This window comes from Streptomyces pactum, from assembly GCF_016031615.1.
Classification (GTDB): domain Bacteria; phylum Actinomycetota; class Actinomycetes; order Streptomycetales; family Streptomycetaceae; genus Streptomyces; species Streptomyces pactus.
Window position 1 is genome coordinate 3,078,184 of sequence record NZ_JACYXC010000001.1, and the last position, 17,984, is coordinate 3,096,167.

17 protein-coding genes are annotated in these 17,984 nt (G+C 73.8%); 3 read left to right on the top strand and 14 right to left on the bottom strand.

Annotation, left to right across the window (positions count from 1 at the left end; translation table 11 throughout):
* Positions 1-30: 30 nt before the first annotated feature.
* From nuoD to IHE55_RS12090, 4 genes are read right to left on the bottom strand one after another with little or no spacing between them, the layout of a single operon-like run.
* Positions 31-1,374 (bottom strand): NADH dehydrogenase (quinone) subunit D, encoded by a 1,344-nt coding sequence (nuoD, locus tag IHE55_RS12075; protein WP_197989032.1) that lies wholly within the window; start codon positions 1,372-1,374, stop codon positions 31-33.
* Positions 1,374-2,153 (bottom strand): NADH-quinone oxidoreductase subunit C, encoded by a 780-nt coding sequence (locus IHE55_RS12080; RefSeq protein WP_197989033.1) that lies wholly within the window; start codon positions 2,151-2,153, stop codon positions 1,374-1,376. Before IHE55_RS12080 ends, nuoD begins: the two co-directional genes overlap by 1 nt.
* The gene (locus tag IHE55_RS12085; RefSeq protein WP_197989034.1) at positions 2,150-2,704 is read right to left on the bottom strand and encodes a NuoB/complex I 20 kDa subunit family protein; all 555 of its coding nucleotides are present in this window, start codon (positions 2,702-2,704) and stop codon (positions 2,150-2,152) included. Before IHE55_RS12085 ends, IHE55_RS12080 begins: the two co-directional genes overlap by 4 nt.
* 45 nt (positions 2,705-2,749) lie before the next feature.
* Positions 2,750-3,109 (bottom strand): NADH-quinone oxidoreductase subunit A, encoded by a 360-nt coding sequence (locus IHE55_RS12090; protein ID WP_197989035.1) that lies wholly within the window; start codon positions 3,107-3,109, stop codon positions 2,750-2,752.
* 1,084 nt (positions 3,110-4,193) lie between these two features.
* Between IHE55_RS12090 and IHE55_RS12095 the strand changes: the two genes are divergently transcribed.
* Positions 4,194-5,063 carry a C40 family peptidase gene (locus tag IHE55_RS12095; RefSeq protein ID WP_197989036.1) on the top strand — a complete coding sequence of 290 codons (870 nt, stop codon included), beginning with the start codon at positions 4,194-4,196 and terminating at the stop codon, positions 5,061-5,063.
* 130 nt (positions 5,064-5,193) lie between these two features.
* Here the strand turns inward: IHE55_RS12095 and IHE55_RS12100 are convergent, their stop codons facing one another.
* From IHE55_RS12100 to IHE55_RS12140, 9 genes are all read right to left on the bottom strand, one after another.
* A complete protein-coding gene (locus IHE55_RS12100; protein ID WP_197989037.1) occupies positions 5,194-5,613 on the bottom strand; it encodes a CBS domain-containing protein in 420 nt (139 codons plus the stop codon).
* A gap of 469 nt (positions 5,614-6,082) precedes the next feature.
* Positions 6,083-7,399 (bottom strand): geranylgeranyl reductase family protein, encoded by a 1,317-nt coding sequence (locus IHE55_RS12105; protein WP_197989038.1) that lies wholly within the window; start codon positions 7,397-7,399, stop codon positions 6,083-6,085.
* 413 nt (positions 7,400-7,812) lie between these two features.
* On the bottom strand, positions 7,813-8,505 hold the full coding sequence (locus IHE55_RS12110) for a demethylmenaquinone methyltransferase (RefSeq protein WP_197989039.1): 693 nt from the start codon (positions 8,503-8,505) through the stop codon (positions 7,813-7,815).
* Positions 8,506-8,796: 291 nt separating this feature from the next.
* Positions 8,797-9,444 (bottom strand): dihydrofolate reductase family protein, encoded by a 648-nt coding sequence (locus IHE55_RS12115; protein WP_197989040.1) that lies wholly within the window; start codon positions 9,442-9,444, stop codon positions 8,797-8,799.
* Positions 9,445-9,609: 165 nt separating this feature from the next.
* A complete protein-coding gene (locus tag IHE55_RS12120; RefSeq protein WP_197989041.1) occupies positions 9,610-10,284 on the bottom strand; it encodes an imidazolonepropionase-like domain-containing protein in 675 nt (224 codons plus the stop codon).
* 24 nt (positions 10,285-10,308) lie between these two features.
* On the bottom strand, positions 10,309-11,541 hold the full coding sequence (gene mqnC / locus IHE55_RS12125; protein ID WP_197989042.1) for a cyclic dehypoxanthinyl futalosine synthase: 1,233 nt from the start codon (positions 11,539-11,541) through the stop codon (positions 10,309-10,311).
* A 361-nt stretch (positions 11,542-11,902) separates the two neighbouring features.
* Complete coding sequence (locus IHE55_RS12130) at positions 11,903-12,202, bottom strand: hypothetical protein (RefSeq protein ID WP_197989043.1); 300 nt, start codon at positions 12,200-12,202, stop codon at positions 11,903-11,905.
* Positions 12,168-14,075, bottom strand: coding sequence for a serine/threonine-protein kinase (locus tag IHE55_RS12135; protein ID WP_197989044.1), 1,908 nt, complete (start codon positions 14,073-14,075; stop codon positions 12,168-12,170). The genes IHE55_RS12130 and IHE55_RS12135 overlap by 35 nt, the downstream gene beginning before the upstream one ends.
* 250 nt (positions 14,076-14,325) lie before the next feature.
* On the bottom strand, positions 14,326-15,210 hold the full coding sequence (locus tag IHE55_RS12140; RefSeq protein WP_197989045.1) for a menaquinone biosynthetic enzyme MqnA/MqnD family protein: 885 nt from the start codon (positions 15,208-15,210) through the stop codon (positions 14,326-14,328).
* 293 nt (positions 15,211-15,503) lie between these two features.
* On the opposite strand from IHE55_RS12140, the gene IHE55_RS12145 reads away from it, so the two are divergent.
* Together IHE55_RS12145 and IHE55_RS12150 are read left to right on the top strand one after the other, a co-directional pair.
* On the top strand, positions 15,504-15,707 hold the full coding sequence (locus IHE55_RS12145; protein ID WP_030620150.1) for a cold-shock protein: 204 nt from the start codon (positions 15,504-15,506) through the stop codon (positions 15,705-15,707).
* 796 nt (positions 15,708-16,503) lie between these two features.
* Complete coding sequence (locus IHE55_RS12150) at positions 16,504-17,001, top strand: GNAT family N-acetyltransferase (protein WP_197989046.1); 498 nt, start codon at positions 16,504-16,506, stop codon at positions 16,999-17,001.
* Between the two features lie 172 nt (positions 17,002-17,173).
* On the opposite strand, the gene IHE55_RS12155 is transcribed toward IHE55_RS12150, so the two are convergent.
* Complete coding sequence (locus IHE55_RS12155) at positions 17,174-17,941, bottom strand: TetR/AcrR family transcriptional regulator (protein ID WP_197989047.1); 768 nt, start codon at positions 17,939-17,941, stop codon at positions 17,174-17,176.
* Between the last annotated feature and the right edge of the window lie 43 nt (positions 17,942-17,984).

Below are 17,984 nucleotides of genomic sequence, written 5' to 3' on the forward strand. Positions count from 1 at the left end.
GTGCGCGGGCGCCTTCGGTGCGTGCGACGCTCACCTGTCGACGCCTCCCATCACGGGGTCGATGGACGCCACGGCCACGATGACGTCGGCGACCTGGCCGCCTTCGCACATCGCCGCCACGGACTGCAGGTTGGTGAAGGACGGGTCGCGGAAGTGGACCCGGTAGGGGCGGGTGCCGCCGTCGCTGACCACGTGCACGCCCAGCTCGCCCTTGGGCGACTCGATCGCCGCGTATGCCTGGCCGGGCGGCACCCGGAAGCCCTCGGTGACCAGCTTGAAGTGGTGGATCAGGGCCTCCATCGAGGTGCCCATGATCTTCTTGATGTGGTCGAGGGAGTTGCCGAGCCCGTCCGGGCCGAGCGCCAGCTGCGCGGGCCAGGCGATCTTCTTGTCGGCGACCATCACCGGGCCGGGGCGGAGCCGGTCCAGGCACTGCTCGACGATCCGCAGCGACTGGTGCATCTCCTCGACCCGGATCAGGAAGCGGCCGTAGGCGTCGCAGGTGTCGGCGGTGGGCACGTCGAACTCGTAGTTCTCGTAGCCGCAGTAGGGCCGGGACTTGCGCAGGTCGTGCGGGAGCCCGGTGGCGCGCAGTATCGGCCCGGTGATGCCCAGCGCCATGCACCCGGCCAGGTCGAGGTGGCCGACGTTCTGGGTGCGCCCCTTGAAGATGGGGTTGCCGCTGGCGAGCTTGTCGTACTCGGCGAGGTTCTTCCGCATCTTCTTCACGAAGGCCCGCACCTGGTCCACGGCGCCCGGGGGCAGGTCCTGGGCGAGGCCGCCGGGGCGGACGAAGGCGTGGTTCATCCGCAGCCCGGTGATCAGCTCGAACAGGTCCAGGACCATCTCCCGGTCCCGGAAGCCGGTGAACATCACGGTGATGGCGCCGAGCTCCATGCCGCCGGTGGCGGCGTAGACCAGGTGCGAGGAGATCCGGTTGAGCTCCATGAGCATGACGCGGATGACCGAGGCCCGCTCGGGGATCTGGTCCTCGATGCCCAGCAGCCGCTCCACGCCGAGGCAGTAGGCCACCTCGTTGAAGAACGGCGTCAGGTAGTCCATGCGCGTGACGAAGGTGGTGCCCTGCGTCCAGTTCCGGTATTCGAGGTTCTTCTCGATGCCGGTGTGCAGGTAGCCGATCCCGCAGCGGGCCTCGGTGACCGTCTCGCCGTCGATCTCCAGGATGAGCCGGAGCACGCCGTGGGTGGACGGGTGCTGCGGACCCATGTTGACCACGATCCGCTCGTCGTCGGACCGGGCCGCGGCGGCGACGACCTCGTCCCAGTCGCCGCCGGTGACCGTGTAGACGGGTCCCTCGGTGGTCTCCCGCGCGGGAGCGGGGGCCGGCCTGGTCGATGAGTTCGGGGAAGACATCAGCTGTACGACCTCCGCTGGTCGGGCGCCGGGATCTCGGCGCCCTTGTACTCGACGGGGATGCCGCCGAGTGAGTAGTCCTTGCGCTGCGGGTGGCCCTGCCAGTCGTCGGGCATCATGATCCGGGTGAGCGACGGATGGCCGTCGAAGACCAGGCCGAAGAAGTCGTAGGTCTCCCGCTCGTGCCAGTCGTTGGTCGGGTAGACCGAGACGATCGACGGGATGTGCGGGTCCCGGTCGGGCGCGGTCACCTCCAGCCGGATCAGCCGGTTGTGGGTGATCGACCGCAGGTGGTAGACGGCGTGCAGCTCCCGGCCGGTGTCGCCGGGGTAGTGCACCCCGCTCACCCCGGTGCAGATCTCGAAGCGCAGCGCGGGGTCGTCGCGCAGGGTGCGGGCCACCTGCGGCAGGTGTTCGCGGGCGATGTGGAAGGTCAGCTCGTCGCGGTCCACCACGGTCTTCTCGATGACCTCGCCGGGCACCAGCCCCTGTTCCTCCAGGGCGCCTTCGAGCTCGTCGGCGATCTCGTCGAACTCCCCGTACGCGTCCCGGGAGCGCGGGCCCCCGTACGGGCGGGTGGCCGGGCCGGGCATCCGGATGCCCCGCACCAGCCCGCCGTAGCCCGAGGTGTCGCCGCCGTTGTTGGCGCCGAACATGCCCTGCTGCACGCGGATGGTCTCGCCCCGGTCACCGCGCTGGCCCGGCAGGTTCTGCGCGTTGAGGTCCTGCTCGGGGTTGACCCCGCCGGGGCCCGGGTCGTGGGTGCTGGAGTCATTCACCGCAGCAGCCCCTTCATCTCGATGGTCGGGAGCGCCTTGAGCGCCGCTTCCTCCGCCTCGCGGGCCGCGCGTACGCGGTTGACGCCGAGCTTCTCGTCGCGGATCTTCTCGTGCAGCTTGATGATCGCGTCGAGCAGCATCTCGGGGCGGGGCGGACAGCCGGGCAGATAGATGTCCACCGGCACGATGTGGTCCACGCCCTGCACGATCGCGTAGTTGTTGAACATGCCGCCGGAGGAGGCGCACACGCCCATCGCGATCACCCACTTGGGGTTCGGCATTTGGTCGTAGACCTGGCGGAGCACCGGGGCCATCTTCTGGCTCACCCGCCCGGCGACGATCATCAGATCGGCCTGGCGGGGGGAGCCACGCCAGACCTCCATGCCCCAGCGCGCCATGTCGTAGCGCCCGGCGCCGGTGGCCATCATCTCGATCGCGCAGCACGCGAGCCCGAAGGTGGCGCCGAAGACCGAGGACTTGCGGGCCAGACCGGCCGCGTTCTCCACCGTGGTGAGCAGGAACCCGCTCGGCAGTTTCTCTTCGATACCCATCCGATGTGCCCTCTCTCCCTTGAGCTCCGCTCCGGCCGTTCGCCCCTAGTCCCACTCCAGGCCGCCGCGGCGCCAGACGTAGGCGTAGGCGACGAAGACGGTGAGGACGAAGAGGAGCATTTCCACGAGTCCGAACAGCCCCAGGGCGTCGAAGGTGACGGCCCACGGGTAGAGGAAGACGATCTCGATGTCGAAGACGATGAAGAGCATCGCCGTCAGGTAGTACTTGATCGGGAAGCGCCCGCCGCCGGCCGGCTGCGGGGTCGGCTCGATGCCGCATTCGTAGGCTTCGAGCTTGGCCCGGTTGTAGCGCTTGGGGCCGACGATCGACGCCATGAAGACGGAGAAGATCGCGAAACCGGCCCCGAGGGCTCCCAGTACGAGGATGGGCGCGTATGCGTTCACCGTCCTCGCTCCCTTCGTCGACGATGACTGTGGGGTTCCCCCGGCCCGAGGCGGGGGGTGGACTGCACCAGGCAGGCTCACCACCGCACACAGATCGTGGTTATGTGAGGCAGTTCACAAGCCCGATTCGCCTGCATCCTATGCCTGTCGTCCTGTGATCTGCGACACGGGGTACAGGAACGGCTTTGTGATCTCCACCACCTGACGAAGGATCATGAAGTCGTATGAGCGGTTATCTACACACGCAAAGCGTTCGACTGATCACCAGAAGTGATATTTGGAGCCGTCGACGCTGGTCACGGCGGTCTGGCATTATCAAGGAATCCCTGCTACCGCAAATTGGCGCGGAACGTCGTCAACTGATAAAGGAGATCCGCTCGTACGAGGGAGAGCCCGGCGGCGGGCCGGGGCCGGGCGGTGGGCGGAGCGGGCCGGGCGACGGTCCGGCGGCGACCGCGGACCGGCCGTCGCCGGCCGCTCGCCGGTCGCCGCCCGGCCGGGGCCGCTCGCGGCGGCTCGTGAAGCGGTGCACACGGCACGGCACGGTGGCGGCGGGGCGAGAGGCCGGTCGTGCACACGGGGCCGCCGGCTCGACGGGACGGACGGCCGATGCGGGGCGAAAGGCCACCGGCGCGGCGGCAGGGTCCACGCGGGACGGCGCGATGCGGGATGCCCCGGGGACGGCGTGGCGCGGGGCGGGCCGGGGCGGGAACGGTATGGCGCGGTACGGGGCGGTTCGGCGGGAGTGGTCCGGGCGGGCGGCCACGGGAGGGCGGCGCCCGGGAGGCGGATCGCGAGCGTCCGGAACGGGGCGCCGGCAACGTGACGTATCCCACGCTCACACTACTTGTCTATCTCGATTTCCCAGGAAACCTTGGTGCGCCGCTCGAAAAGGTGATAGGGCCCCGAGTGTGGCGCCCAAGGTCGCAAACGCCATGCGTATGCACATGATCGAGGATTTCGGACAGCGGCGGACCGCCACCGTTTCGCGGTGAGGAGCCGGAATTTAGGGCGCGTACACGCCAAGTGTGGCGCACGTCACGTTTGTTGATCTCAACGCACACGCCCTGATAGCCGTGTACCCATGTCCCCTGTCGCACACATACCCAGCCACCGGAAGCCCCGCCGTACCGCGTCCTCGACGCGGGCACTCCGAGCCGGGGTGACCGGTGGCATTCTCAGCCTCGCGGTGGCCGGCACCACGATGCAGGCCACCGCCGCCGAGCCGGCCGCGGCCGAGTCCACGCTGGAGATGCCGACCGTCAGCGACGCGCTGACGGACACGGCCGCGAAGACCGCCGCGGCCACCGAGGAAGCGGCATTCGGTTACGAGCTGCAGGCACAGCAGGACAAGGCTGCCGCGCAGGCCGCCAAGGACGCCAAGAAGGCGAAGGAAGAGGCCGAGCGGAAGGCCAAGGCCGAGCGGGAGGCCCAGCGGAAGGCCGCCGCCGAGCGGGCCGCGAAGGCCAAGGAGGAGCAGGCCGAGCGCGAGCGGGCGTCCCGGTCGCAGGAGCGCACCTCGCTCAACACCCGGTCGACCGCCGACACCCCGGCCACCAGCAGCGGCACCAGCACCCAGGCCCCCTCCTCGTCCTCCTCCGGCAGCGTCTCCACGCTGCTCAGCTTCCTGCACGCGCAGGTCGGCAAGGCGTACGTGCCGGGCGCGACCGGTCCGTCCTCGTACGACTGCTCCGGGCTGACCCAGACCGCGTTCCGCCAGATCAACATCAGCCTGCCGCGCGTGTCGCAGGACCAGTCGGTGACCGGCACCCAGGTCTCGCTGAGCAACGTCCAGCCGGGCGACATCCTCTACTGGGGAAGCGCCGGCAGCGCCTACCACGTCGCCGTCTACATCGGCGACGGCAAGTTCATCGGTGCCCAGAACTCCGGCACCGGCGTCGTCATCCGGGACATGAGCTACGACATGCCGACCGGGGCCGTCCGCGTCCTGTAGTCACGTCGTCACACAGGTGAGGGCCGTCGCCCCGGTGCTGCCGGGGCGATGGCCCTCCGCCCGTTCCGGGCCCGGCCGAGGACGGGCCGGCGGTCGGGCCCGGCCGCCGGCGGACCGGCGGCCGCGGTGGTCACGAGGCCGCGTAGATCCGCTGCGCGAACTCCGCCACCTCCTCGTCGGTGAGGTGCCGGGCGAGGTCCGCCTCACTGATCATGCCGACCAGCCGCTTGTTGTCGATCACCGGCAGCCGGCGGATGCGGTGCTCCTCCATCTCGTGGAGCACTTCGCTCACATCGGCGTCCGCGTTGATCCAGCGCGGGGTTCCCTTGGCCATGTCGCCCGCGGTCACGGACGCCGGGTCGTGGCCCATCGCCACACACCCGACCACGATGTCGCGGTCGGTCAGGATGCCGCACAGCCGCTCGTTCTCGTCGCTGATCGGCAGGGCTCCGACGTCCAGATCCCGCATCACCTGGGCCGCCCGGTCCAGCGTCTCCCAGCGCGGGATCCACTGGGCGCCCGGATGCATGATGTCTGCGGCGGTGGTCATGTGTTCTGCCTCCTCCAGGGCCCACCGGCGCCTGCCGGGCCCACGGGCCCCTCTCCGGTGTCGCCGCGGCTGCCGCCCACGGCGCCCCTTTCCCATCATCACCACCCCGGCGGGGACACGCGACCGCTGCCGGACGGCGGCGGGCGGAGCCGCTGCCGGGCCACGGCCCGGCGTCCGAAGGGCCCCGGCGCCGGACCCGGGGGCCGGACCCGCCCCGGGCCCTCCCGGGCGCCGGGCCGGGATCGGCCGGGCGGACCCGCCCGGGCCGGACGCGGTCGGGGGCGTGGGCCCCACGCGCACGGCGTCGCGGACGCGTGGGGCGTGGGCGCGACGCGGACGGCGTCGGGGACGCGGTCGGGGGTACGACGCCGACGTGGGCGCGCTGCGGACGGGGCACGGGCGTGGGGTGGTGCGCCCGGAAGCGGCCGCCGAGGGGCTCCGGGGCGGCGGGCGGCGCCCCGGCCGGGGCTCAGGAGCTGGGGGTGATCCTGGTCAGACCGTTGATGATGCGGTCCATCGCGTCGCCGCCGTGCGGGTCGGTGAGGTTCGCCAGCAGCTTCAGCGCGAAGCGCATCAGCATTGGGTGGGTCAGCCCGCGCTCGGCGGCCAGCTTCATCACCTTGGGGTTGCCGATCAGCTTCACGAACGCCCGGCCGAGCGTGTAGTAGCCGCCGTAGGTCTCCTTGATGACCGCCGGGTAGCGCAGCAGCGCCCGCTCGCGCTGGGCGGCGGTGGCCCGGGCGTGTGCCTGGGCGATGACCTCCGCGGCGATGTGGCCGGATTCCATCGCGTACGCGATGCCCTCGCCGTTGAACGGGTTCACCATCCCGCCCGCGTCGCCGACCAGCAGCAGTCCGCGGCTGTAGTGCGGCGTGCGGTTGAAGGCCATCGGCAGGGCGGCGCCGCGGACCGGGCCCGTCATGTTCTCCGGGGTGAACCCCCAGTCCTCGGGCATCGACGCGCACCACGCCTTCAGCACCTCGCGCCAGTCCAGCTCCTTGAACGCGTCGGAGGTGTTGAGCACCCCCAGCCCCACGTTGGAGGTCCCGTCGCCCATGCCGAACACCCAGCCGTAGCCGGGCAGCAGCCGCGGCCGGCTCCCCCGCCGGTCCCACAGCTCCAGCCAGGACTCCAGGTAGTCGTCCTGGTGCCGCGGGGAGGTGAAGTAGGTGCGCACCGCCACGCCCATCGGGCGGTCGTCCCGCCGGTGCAGCCCCATGCCGACGGAGAGCCGGGTGGAGTTGCCGTCGGCCGCCACCACCAGCGGCGCGTGGAAGGTGACCGGGATCTTGTCCTCGCCGAGCCGGGCCCGCACCCCGGTGATCCGGCCGGTGCGGTCGTCCACGAGCGGGCCGCCGACGTTGCACCGCTCGTACAGCCGGGCGCCGGCCTTCTCGGCCTGCCGGGCCAGCTGCTGGTCGAAGTCGTCGCGCTTGCGGACGAGTCCGAAGTCCGGGAAGGAGGCGAGATCCGGCCAGTCGAGCTGGAGCCGGATGCCGCCGGCGACGATGCGCAGGCCCTTGTTCCGCAGCCAGCCCGCCTCCTCGGAGATGTCGATGCCCATCGCCACCAGCTGCTTGGTGGCGCGCGGGGTGAGGCCGTCGCCGCACACCTTCTCGCGCGGGAACGCGGTCTTCTCCAGCAGCAGCACGTCCAGCCCGGCCTTCGCCAGGTGGTACGCCGCGGCGGAACCGGCCGGGCCCGCCCCGACCACGATCACATCGGCGCTCTGCCCGGCGGCGAGGCCCTCGGCCGGCGGACGTGCGGTGGCTGAGGTCTCGCTCACGTAGGTCTCCCGGTGAATCGGTGGCGGATTACCAGACACCCGGCGCGGCCGGGCGGTGACAGCTGCAGTCTAGGGTGCGCCCATGACCGGCGCCGAAAGATCACCGCCCGGTCGGCCCCCTGCCCTCCATGCGGCCCCGGACCGCGGCCCGGGGCCGCATGGAGGCTCCGGGGCCGGAGGCGCGGGAGCCGTACGGGGAGGGCCCGTAGGGGTGCCCGTACGGGCCCTGCCGGGGGTCCCGTCCGTCGGGGCCCCGTAGAGGTCCGTCGGGGGTCCGTAGGGGTGCCCGCGGGGCCGCGGAAGGGCGGAGGAGTGCCCGTGGCGCCGCGGGGGTTCCCGTAGGGGTCGTGAGGGTGCCCGTAAGGCCGTGGGGGTCGGGCGGCAGAGCCGGGCGGGGCGGGAACCCCGGGCGGTCAGGGCTTGGTGCCCCGGTGCAGGGCGACCACCCCGCCGGTGAGGTTCCGCCAGGCGACCCGCGACCAGCCGGCCCGCTGGAGCCGGGCGGCCAGACCGGCCTGGTCGGGCCAGGACCGGATGGACTCGGCGAGGTACACGTACGCCGCGGGGTTGCTGCTCACCGTCCGCGCCACCGGGGGCAGCGCGCGCATCAGGTACTCGGTGTAGACGGTCCGGAACGGCGCCCAGGTGGGCCGGCTGAACTCGCAGACCACGACCCGGCCGCCGGGCCTGGTCACCCGCAGCATCTCGCGCAGCGCGGCGTCCGGGTCCTGGACGTTCCGCAGCCCGAAGGAGATCGTCACCGCGTCGAAGGCGTCGTCGGCGAAGGGCAGCCGGGTCGCGTCGCCGGCGGTGAGCGCCAGCTCCGGGCGGCGGCGCTTGCCCTCCAGCAGCATGCCGAGGGAGAAGTCGCAGGGGACCACGGTGGCCCCGGCGGCGGCGAAGGGCAGCGAGGAGGTACCGGTGCCGGCGGCGAGGTCCAGCACCCGCTCACCGGGCCGCGCCGCCACGGCCCGCGCCACGGCGGTGCGCCACAGACGGGACTGCCCGAGCGAGAGCACATCGTTCATCAGGTCGTATCGGGCGGCCACGTCATCGAACATCGCGGCGACTTCGTGCGGCTGTTTGTCCAGCGTTGCTCGGGTCACTCCCCCATTGTTCACCCCGGGTCCCGCGGTACCGCGCCGGGGCCGCGGAACGCGCCCGGGGCCGCGGCACGGGCCCGGGGCCCGGGCGGGGTCCCGGGCGGGGCCCCGCCCGCGGTCGCCGTTCCCGCGGGCGGTACGGGTGCCGTCCGCGGTCGCCGTTCCGGCGGGAGGTGCGGGTGCCGTCCGCCGGGGACGGGTCCCCGGCGGACGCGGGCGCGGTCGATCGCCACCGCGACCGGGCGGACGGGCGGCGGGTTCACCCCGCGGAGGGCGCGCCGCGCGGTTTCCGTATCACTTCCGCCAGAACAGGTGGTGCGTCACGCCGCTCGGGCTGGGCACCACGTCCCGGTGGAACCGGTCCAGCAGCTCGTCGGGGGAGTCCCAGAGCCGCAGTCCGGATCCGAGCTCCACCGGTGAGACCGCCACGTGCAGGGTGTCCACGAGGTCGGCGTCGAGGAACTCCCGGATGGTGGTGACCCCGCCGCCGAGCCGGACGTCCTTGCCCTGGGCCGCCTCCTTCGCCTGCCGGAGGACGGTGGCCGGGTCTCCGGAGACGAAGTGGAACGTGGTGTCGGAGAGCGTGAACGAAGGCCGCTCGTGGTGGGTCATGACGAACACCGGCGTGCGGAACGGGGGCTCGTCACCCCACCAGCCGCACCACTCGTGGTCCTCCCAGGGCCCGCGCTGCGGCCCGAACTTGTTGCGGCCCATGATCTCGGCGCCGATGTTGCGCGCGTAGTCCCGCGTCAGGTAGTCGTCGAGGCCCCGGCTGCCCCCCGGCTCGGTCCGCATGGGCCAGCTGGCCGTGGCGCCGGCCCACGCGAAGAGCTTCGCGGGATCGACGCCGTGGCCGAACGGGTTCTCGAAGCTCTGGTCCTCACCGGCGGCGATGCCGTCGCTCGAAACGTTGAAATTCTGCACTCTCAGCAGCTGCGCCACGGGGGTGTCTCCTCCTGCGTATCGATGACGGTGATGAGACTCCCCGGGACGCGAGAACTCATCGCTCCCCGGGACCGGCCGGACATCCGGCACCGGGCCGCCGGCGGCGCCAGGGGTCGGACCGCCGGCGCCGGGGCGGCCGGGCCGGCGACGCCGGGGGCCGGGTCAGCGGCGCCGGTACACCAGCCGTCCGTCGAGCACGGTGGCGACGCAGCGGGCCGCACCCGCCCGCAGCAGCGCCGGTTCGTCCGGCACGTCGAAGACCGCGAGGTCGGCACGCCCGCCGACGGCCAGCGGACCGCGGACCGCGGCGGCCAGGTCCGCGGCGTACCGGAACGGGTCGAGCGAGACCCCCGCGGCGGGTTCGGGGGCGCCGTCGGCCGGTACCTCGACGAGGCCGGAGCGGGCGACCGCGGTCCGGACCGCCGGCCGCTCGAACGGTCCCGCCACCGCCGTCGTGCCGTACCCGAGCATCCGCTGGAGGCCCCGGCGGGCACCGGCCCCCCAGCGGGTCGCGGTCATCTCCAGCGCGGCCAGCCGCTCCCCGGTCAGCGGCTCGGTGCCGAGGTCGTCCGCCTCCCGCGGGTCCGGGTGGTAGGCGCGCTCCAGCAGCCGCCGGCCGTGCCACTGCCGCAGGCCGGGGGTGATCAGGCCGGGCCAGCGGCGGACGCGGGCGCCGGGCCGGTCGGCGGCGAGTTCCCGGTACGGGCCGATCGCCGCGATCCGGTCACCGTCGACCAGGACCGCGCCGTCCGGCACGGCGGCCGGGTCGGACGCCCCGCCGGCCGCGGACGGCGGGGCCGCGGTCAGGACGAGGGGGGCGGTGTGCAGGGTCAGCATGGCGGGTCCGCTCGGGCTCCCGGCTCAGCGGGCGCTGACCACCTTCAGCTCCGGGTGCCCCGCCCCGCCTTCGGCCGGGGCGCTGCGTGCCACCCCGCCGCCCTCGATCGCGATGGACGACAGGTGGGAGACGACGCGGTCGTCCACCGGGTCGTTCGCCGGGTCGTCGTGCACCACGAGGTGCTCGTAGGTGGTGGCGCGCTGGGCCGGCACCCGTCCCGCCTTGCGGATCAGGTCGATCAGCTCCAGCCGGTTGGAGCGGTGCCTGGCGCCGGCCGAGGAGACCACGTTCTCCTCCAGCATCACCGAGCCCAGGTCGTCCGCGCCGTAGTGCAGCGACAGCTGGCCGGCCTCCTTGCCGACGGTCAGCCAGGAACCCTGGATGTGCGCGACGTTGTCCAGGAAGAGCCGGGCGACGGCGATCATCCGCAGGTACTCGAAGACGGTGGCCTGCGTCTGCCCCTTCAGGTGGTTGTTCTCCGGCTGGTAGGTGTACGGGATGAAGGCGCGGAAACCGCCGGTGCGGTCCTGCACGTCGCGGATCATGCGGATGTGCTCGATCCGCTCCGCGTTGGTCTCACCGGTGCCCATGAGCATGGTGGAGGTGGACTCCACGCCCAGCCGGTGCGCCGTCTCCATGATCTCCAGCCAGCGCTCGCCGGACTCCTTCAGCGGCGCGATGGCCTTGCGCGGCCGGGCCGGGAGCAGCTCCGCGCCGGCGCCGGCGAAGGAGTCCAGCCCGGCGGCGTGGATGCGCTGGATCGCCTCCTCGACCGACACCTCGGAGATGCGCGCCATGTGCTCGACCTCGGAGGCGCCCAGCGAGTGGATCACCAGCTGGGGGAACTCCTTCTTGATGGCCGAGAAGTGCTTCTCGTAGTACTCGACGCCGAAGTCCGGGTGGTGGCCGCCCTGGAACATGATCTGGGTGCCGCCCAGCTCGACCGTCTCGGCGCAGCGCCGCAGGATGTCGTCGAGATCGCGTGTCCACCCCTTGGCGGTGTCCTTGGGGGCGGCGTAGAAGGCGCAGAACTTGCACGCCGTCACGCACACGTTGGTGTAGTTGATGTTCCGCTCGATGATGTACGTCGCGATGTGCTCGGTGCCCGCGTAGCGGCGCCGGCGCGCGGCGTCGGCTGCGGCGCCCAGGGCGTGCAACGGCGCGTGGCGGTACAGGTCGAGGGCTTCCTCCGGGGTGATCCGGCCACCGGCGGCTGCGCGGTCGAGGACGGACTGCAGGTCGGCGTTCTCGTTCACCGGGGCGTCCCTTTCGGAGCGGTTGCGGACGGACTGACCCAGCGTACGCCAGGGGTGACGGACGTCTGTGGCGGGCCGGGCCCGCCGGACCCCTGCCCGGGGTGCCGGGCCCGGCGGGGCGGGCCGGCCCGCGGACGGGGTCCAGGCGGAGGACCCGGCACCGGCGGGTCCGCGACGGCCCGGGGCGGTTCGCGCGGGGCGGTACGGCGGCGGGACCGAGGCGGCCCGGGGCGGTACGGCGGGCTCCGGAGGGCGCGGGGCGTCAGGGCAGGGGCCCGTCAGGGGCGCGGGATCGTCAGGGGCGCGGGTCCGGGACCAGCCGGCCCGGCCGGGCGGACGGGCGGGCGGGTGCGCGGGTGGCTCAGCCGCCGTCCACGCGGCTGAGCCGGGCGGTGGGCAGGCCCCCGCTCTCGTCCTGGGAGGAGAACCCCAGCCGGCCGTCGTCCAGCCGGGTGAAGGTCACGGTGGCCTCCTCGCCGGTGCAGCCGACGTCCTTGGGGCGGTCCGGGTCCGACCGTTCGAAGCCGGTGATCCGTTCGGAGTTCGCCGAGGTCAGCTTGGCCTCGCTGTAGCAGGTCACGCCCACCGAGAGCACCTTCACGTCGTACCGGACGCGGATCACGTACTCACCGGGGATGCCGGGGCGGATGGTGGCCGTCATGGTGCCGGCGGGCACCCCGCCCCGCTGGGTGACGTCGCCCTTCCAGGTCCCCACGAAGGCCGGGGAGACGGAGGAGGAGGGCCGGGGCCGCTGCCCGCCGGAGCTCGCGGAGTCCTCCGGGTCCGGCTCGCCGCCGCCGGAGGGCGGCTCCGTCGCACTGTCGCCGGGGTCGGGCTTCCCCGTGGCGGGCGGCCGGTCGGTCTTCCCGTCGGCCTGCGGGGTGCCGCCCCCGCCGTGCGGGATCAGGTCGAACACGTACGCCCCGGCGCCCACCACGGCCAGCGCACCGGCCACCGAGAGCACCAGCGAACAGCTCAGCGCCCGTGGCCTGTTGCGTCGGCCCAGCGAGGCGGAGAGGGCTATCCGCCGGCCCGCCGCGCCCTCCGGTTCCCCCTCCGGCGGGGACGGCTCCGGCAGGGGCCCGGCGGGGCGGGCGCCGGCACCGTCCCGGGCGGCGGGAGTGCCCGGGGTGCCGGTGCCGCCCGGGCTTCCGCCGCCGGGGCCGCCCGAGCCGTTCTGGACGACCCCGCCCGGGGAGCCCGGAGTGCCCGTACCGCCGGAACCGCCCGGGGCGCCGGGGCCGCCGGGGCCGTGGACGCCCGGGGCGCCGCCGGCCGGCCACGGGTGCCGCCGGTGGCGGGCCGACATGCCTCGGTCTGCGTCCGCGGGTCACCGGATGCGGTCGGGCGCGGGTCGCCGGCGGCGGACGCGTGGGTACGCCGGTGGCGGCTGCGGGCGGGCCGCCGGGCCGGCTGCCGGAGGTGTCGTACGCGGGGTCCGGCGGGCCGAAGGTGCCGAGGGCGGGGGCGAGGTCCGGATCGAGCGGCCGGGCGGTGCCGGGCGGCTGCGAGCTCCACCGCCGGCCGCCGGGCGGCGGGGTGGCGGCCTCGCCCGGGGACCTGCGGGCCGGGGCGGTTCCCGCGGCGGACGGTCCGGGGACGGGCGGGCCTGGGGCCGGCGGGCGGCCGGGGCGGCGGGCCTCCAGGTCGAGCAGCGCGACCACCTGCCGGCTGACCCGCTCGACCAGCGGCCCGGGCAGCCAGCCGGGACCCAGCAGCGTCGCGGCGCCCGCGGGGGCGACGCGGGCGGCGATCTGCCCGGGCGTGGGACGGCCGGCGGGGTCCTTGGCCAGGCACGCGGTGACCAGCTCGCGCAGTTCCCCGGTGAGGCCGGGGCCGAGCACCGCGTCCTCGTGCACCACCTTGTACAGCAGGGCGGCGGAGCTGTGGCCGGGGAACGGGCCCTCGCCGGTGGCCGCGTACGCCAGGACCGCGCCCAGCGCGAAGACGTCCGTGGCGGCGTCCACCCGCCGGCCGAGGATCTGCTCGGGCGACATGTAGCCGGGTGAACCGAGGGAGGCGCCGGTGGCGGTGAGGGAGACCGTGCCCTCCAGGGCCCGGGCGATCCCGAAGTCGATCAGGCGTGGACCGTCCAGGGTGAGCAGCACGTTGGACGGCTTGACGTCCCGGTGCACCAGCCCGAGGCGGTGGACCGCGGCGAGCGCCTCGGCGAGCCCGGCGGCCAGGGCCCGCACCGAGGGGCCGGGCAGCGGACCGGAGTCCAGTACCGCCTGGCTCAGCGCCGGGCCGGCCACGTACCCGGTGGCCACCCAGGGAATCCGGGCCTCGGGGTCGGCGTCGAGCACCGGCGCGGTCCAGGCGCCGCCGACCCGGCGGGCCGCCTCCACCTCGCGCCGGAAGCGGGCCCGGAACTGCTCGTCCCGCGCGAGGTGCGGGTGCACCGTCTTGACCGCGACCGTCCGTCCGCCGGCGGTACGCCCCACGTAGACGCTGCCCATGCCGCCGGCGCCGAGCCGCCCCAGGAGGCGGTACGGGCCGATCGACTGCGGGTCTTCCGCTCCCAGCGGCTGCATCGCGATGCCTCCCCCTCGACTGCGCCGGTCCAGCTTAGGCGGCGGCCCGGCCGCGGGCCCGGTGGTGCGGAAGACCCGTGCCGGGTGCCGTACCGGTGCCCGCCCGGCCCGCGGCCGGGCGGCGGACCCGCGGCGGGACGGCGGACCCCGCCGCCCCGGAGGGACGCGCCCGCGGGCCCGGCGGACCGGAACCGCGGCCCGGCGCCGGACCGGAACCGCCCGCCCGGCGCCGGGCCGGACGGGTCCGGGCTCAGCCGGCCGGGAGCAGCTCCACCCGGACGTCCGGCGGGTAGCCCATCCGGTCGGCGGTCCGGCGGGCGAACTCCGCTATGCCCTTGATCTGGTCGGTGCCGAGGCTGAAGTCGAGCGTGGTGAAGTACTGCTCCAGCACCGGCGCCTCCAGCGCCTCCCAGCGGGCGGCCTGCTCGGCGACCTTGGTCACCTCCTGGAGGGACAGGTCGCGGGAGGCGAGGAACGCCTCGTGCACCGCGCGCACGATCGCCGGCTGGCGCTCCAGGTAGTCCCGGCGGGCGGCCCAGACCGCGAAGACGAACGGAAGCCCGGTCCACTCCTTCCACATCTGGCCCAGGTCGTGGACCTGGAGGCCGAGCCGGGGCGCGTAGTGGAGGTTGGCGCGGAGCGCGGCGTCGCCGATCAGCACCGCCGCGTCTGCCTCCTGCATCATCAGGCTGAGGTCCGGCGGGCAGACGTAGTAGTCGGGTTCCACCCCGTAGCGGTCGGACAGCAGCAGCTGTGCCAGGCAGACCGCGGTGCGGGACTGGGAGCCGAGCGCGACCCGGGCCCGGTGCAGCTGGTCCAGCGGCACCTGGGAGACGATCACGCAGGACATCACCGGGCCGTCGCAGCCGACCGCGATGTCCGGCAGGGCGACCAGGTCGTCGGCGTGGCGCAGGAACTCCACCAGGCTGACCGGACCGATGTCCAGGTCCCCCCGGACGACCATGTCGTTGAGCGCGTCCGGGGTGTCCTTGGTCAACTCGAAGTCGAGCAGGCTGCCCGTACGGGCCAGGCCCCAGTAGAGGGGCAGACAATTGAGGTACTGGATGTGGCCGACCCGCGGCCGGCTCCGGTGGTGACCGGTGGCGGTGGCGGCGGCAGGGGCTGAATTGTCCACAAACGGAGGCTAAGCCCCCCGGCCCGCCGCGGCGGCGCCGGGGTACGGTTGGGCGCGTCCATGACGGACCGGATCGGGCCTTATTCCCGTGGGGCCGGTGAGGGAAACCCCCGGTTTCCGTGATCTTTGGCTCTTTCCTCGCGGAGAGCCACCGTGCTAGGCTCGCCGCAAGTTGCAGTTTGGTTTCCCTTGCAGTACAGAGCCTGCGGAGCATGTAACCCGCAGGCTTTTGTAATTTTCAGACTTCTTTGCAGGTTCTGGAGCAGGGCAACCCTTTGGCCCAAGGAGGGCTTATGGCTACCGGAACCGTGAAGTGGTTCAACGCCGAAAAGGGCTTCGGATTCATCGCCCAGGACGGCGGCGGCCCCGATGTCTTCGTCCACTACTCCGCGATCAACGCGTCTGGCTTCCGCTCCCTGGAGGAGAACCAGACCGTGACCTTCGACGTCACCCAGGGCCCGAAGGGCCCGCAGGCCGAGAACGTCACCCCGGCCTGAGACGTGTCCCGCGAACCGGCTGCTCGCAGCCGGTGAACGGGACGAGGAAGCCCCGTTCCACCCGCTTCGGCGGGCGGGCGGGGCTTCCGCCGTTCTCCCCTCCGCTCCGCCCGGCGCTCCGTCCCCGCACCCCGCCCCGGCCGCCCGACGCCGGGAGCGCGCCCCGGGGACCGGGCCGGCGGCACCGGTGTTTTCCCCGTGCTTCACCGCATGTTCATGCCGATGATTGCCGTGATGGTCCCGCGCCGTCGCGGAAGGGCACCGAGTAACCGTTCCGCCGGCCCGTCCCCGCACGCGCGGAACTCAGCTGAGCACCCCCTTCGCCCGGCTGTCCGTATTCACGATTACCGGTCCGCGATAGCCGGTATTCCCCCGCGGCAACCGGTCCGGGCCGTCTTACCGCGCGGGGTGTGATCGCGTATCGGACGCCGGGCCCTTGGGGAGCCCGCACGGCAATCACTTACCTCTCCCGTCACACAGGCATCTTCGTTCCCTTGCGCACCATGGGGCCGGGGCGGATCCGACCCGCCCGCGACGTGAAATCCGCCACGCTCACGGCGGACCGGCCCCACGGCGGGGGGCTGCGGCGCTCGGCGGACGCGAGGAGGGAACGGCGCGGTCGGTGGAGAGGGAGGGACCCGCCGCGTACGGCGGGGAAGGGACGACGCGCGGCGGACGGCGGGGAGGAACGGCACACGGCGGCGGCCCCTGCGCGCCGGGACCGGCAGGCGCCGGTGAAACGCTTTTGCGCCAGCAGGGCGACCCGGGCACACTCACGGCCGGAGGTGGGGAAAAGATGACCGATGTGGTGCCACGGCTGACCGTCCGCGATCTGCTGCCGGCAGACCTGACGCAGTGCGGGTGGGCCGGTTCGGACCTTCACCTGGCCAATGTGGCGGCGCAGTTGACGCGGGCCGCGCGCGCCGAGGTGGACTACCTCGCGGCGTTCACCCCGGCGGGCGCCCCGGTGGCCAAGTGCGGCATCGACTACGGGGAGAGCGAAGGCGCCGGCACGCTCTGGCAACTGGTGGTCCACCCCGAGCTGCGCTCCCGCGGCATCGGCACCCTGCTGATCCGGGCGGCCGAGGAACGCATCACGGCGCGCGGGCTGCGCCGGGCCGAACTGGCGGTGGAGGAGGACAACCCCCGGGCCCGGGAGCTGTACGAGCGGCTCGGTTACGTCGTCTGCGGCCGGCGACCCGACAGCTGGGACGAGCGGGCGCCGGACGGATCGGTGCGCCGCCGCGAGACGGTGTGCACCGTCCTGCGCAAGGACCTGCCCGCCACACCCTGACCGGAAGACCGCCCCGACGTGGACGACCGCCGGCACCGGAGGGCGCCCGCACCGGACGGGCGCCCCGGCGGCGGGCGCCCCCGCGGCGGGCGCCCGGTGGTCGATCGGGGCATCCGGCCGGCAGCAGACCACACGGGTGGCCGGGTGCCGGTCGGAGGCCGCACGGCCGGGGTCAGCCGGCCGGGTGGCCGGCTGCCGGTTGCGCGGGGGCCGGTCGCGCGGCGGTCGGTGGCGCGGGTTGCGCGGCGGTCGGTGGCGCGGGGGGCGGGGACCAGCCGCGGCCCTCGATCAGGTTGCCCAGCCCGGCCCAGGCGAAGTTCATCAGCGTGGCCGCCGTCTCCCGGGCCGACGGCCCGTCCGTACCGCCGCCCGCACCGCCGTCGTCACCGCCGTCGTCGCCGGCCGCGCCCGCCCAGTCCGCGAGCGACTCCGCCGCGCCCACCAGCGCTTCCGCCAGCGCCGACGCCTCCCGCCCGGCGGGCCGGGAGCGGCATCCCGCCTCCCGGGCGGCCACCGCGATCTGGCGGGTCACCAGGTCCACGATCTCCGCCCGCATGGCGGCGACCTCCCGCGCGAACGGCTCCCCCTGGGTACGCGCCTGGACGTGCAGCACCGCCCACCCGTCCGGGTGCGCGGCGGTGTGCGCGAAGAAGCCGTTGAGCCCCTCCCACATCTGCCGGTCGGCCGGCGCGCCCGGTTCCACGGCCCGGCGGACCGCCGCCACCAGGGCCGCCGCCTCCCGCCGGACGCAGGCGCTGAACAGCTCCTCCTTGGAGTGGAGGTAGAGGTAGACCAACGGCTTGGACACCCCCGCCAGTTCGGCGATCTCGTCCATGGACGCCGCCCGGTAGCCGCGCCGGGCGAAGATCCGCACCGCGGCGTCGAGCATCTGCTGCTCCCGCACCGCCCGTGGCACCCGCTTGCTCTTGACCGCTCCCACCTGGAAGGCCCCTCCCGTCCCCCGTCTTCCCCGTCACGTTCCG

Excerpts from the sequence above, each read along its gene's own strand:
- nuoD (WP_197989032.1), bottom strand. The coding sequence starts at position 1,374 with ATGTCTTCCCCGAACTCATCGACCAGGCCGGCCCCCGCTCCCGCGCGG.
- IHE55_RS12085 (WP_197989034.1), bottom strand. The coding sequence starts at position 2,704 with ATGGGTATCGAAGAGAAACTGCCGAGCGGGTTCCTGCTCACCACGGTG.
- IHE55_RS12095 (WP_197989036.1), top strand. The coding sequence starts at position 4,194 with ATGTCCCCTGTCGCACACATACCCAGCCACCGGAAGCCCCGCCGTACC.
- IHE55_RS12100 (WP_197989037.1), bottom strand. The coding sequence starts at position 5,613 with ATGACCACCGCCGCAGACATCATGCATCCGGGCGCCCAGTGGATCCCG.
- IHE55_RS12120 (WP_197989041.1), bottom strand. The coding sequence starts at position 10,284 with ATGCTGACCCTGCACACCGCCCCCCTCGTCCTGACCGCGGCCCCGCCG.
- IHE55_RS12130 (WP_197989043.1), bottom strand. The coding sequence starts at position 12,202 with ATGACGGCCACCATCCGCCCCGGCATCCCCGGTGAGTACGTGATCCGC.
- IHE55_RS12135 (WP_197989044.1), bottom strand. The coding sequence starts at position 14,075 with ATGCAGCCGCTGGGAGCGGAAGACCCGCAGTCGATCGGCCCGTACCGC.
- IHE55_RS12145 (WP_030620150.1), top strand. The coding sequence starts at position 15,504 with ATGGCTACCGGAACCGTGAAGTGGTTCAACGCCGAAAAGGGCTTCGGA.
- IHE55_RS12150 (WP_197989046.1), top strand. The coding sequence starts at position 16,504 with ATGACCGATGTGGTGCCACGGCTGACCGTCCGCGATCTGCTGCCGGCA.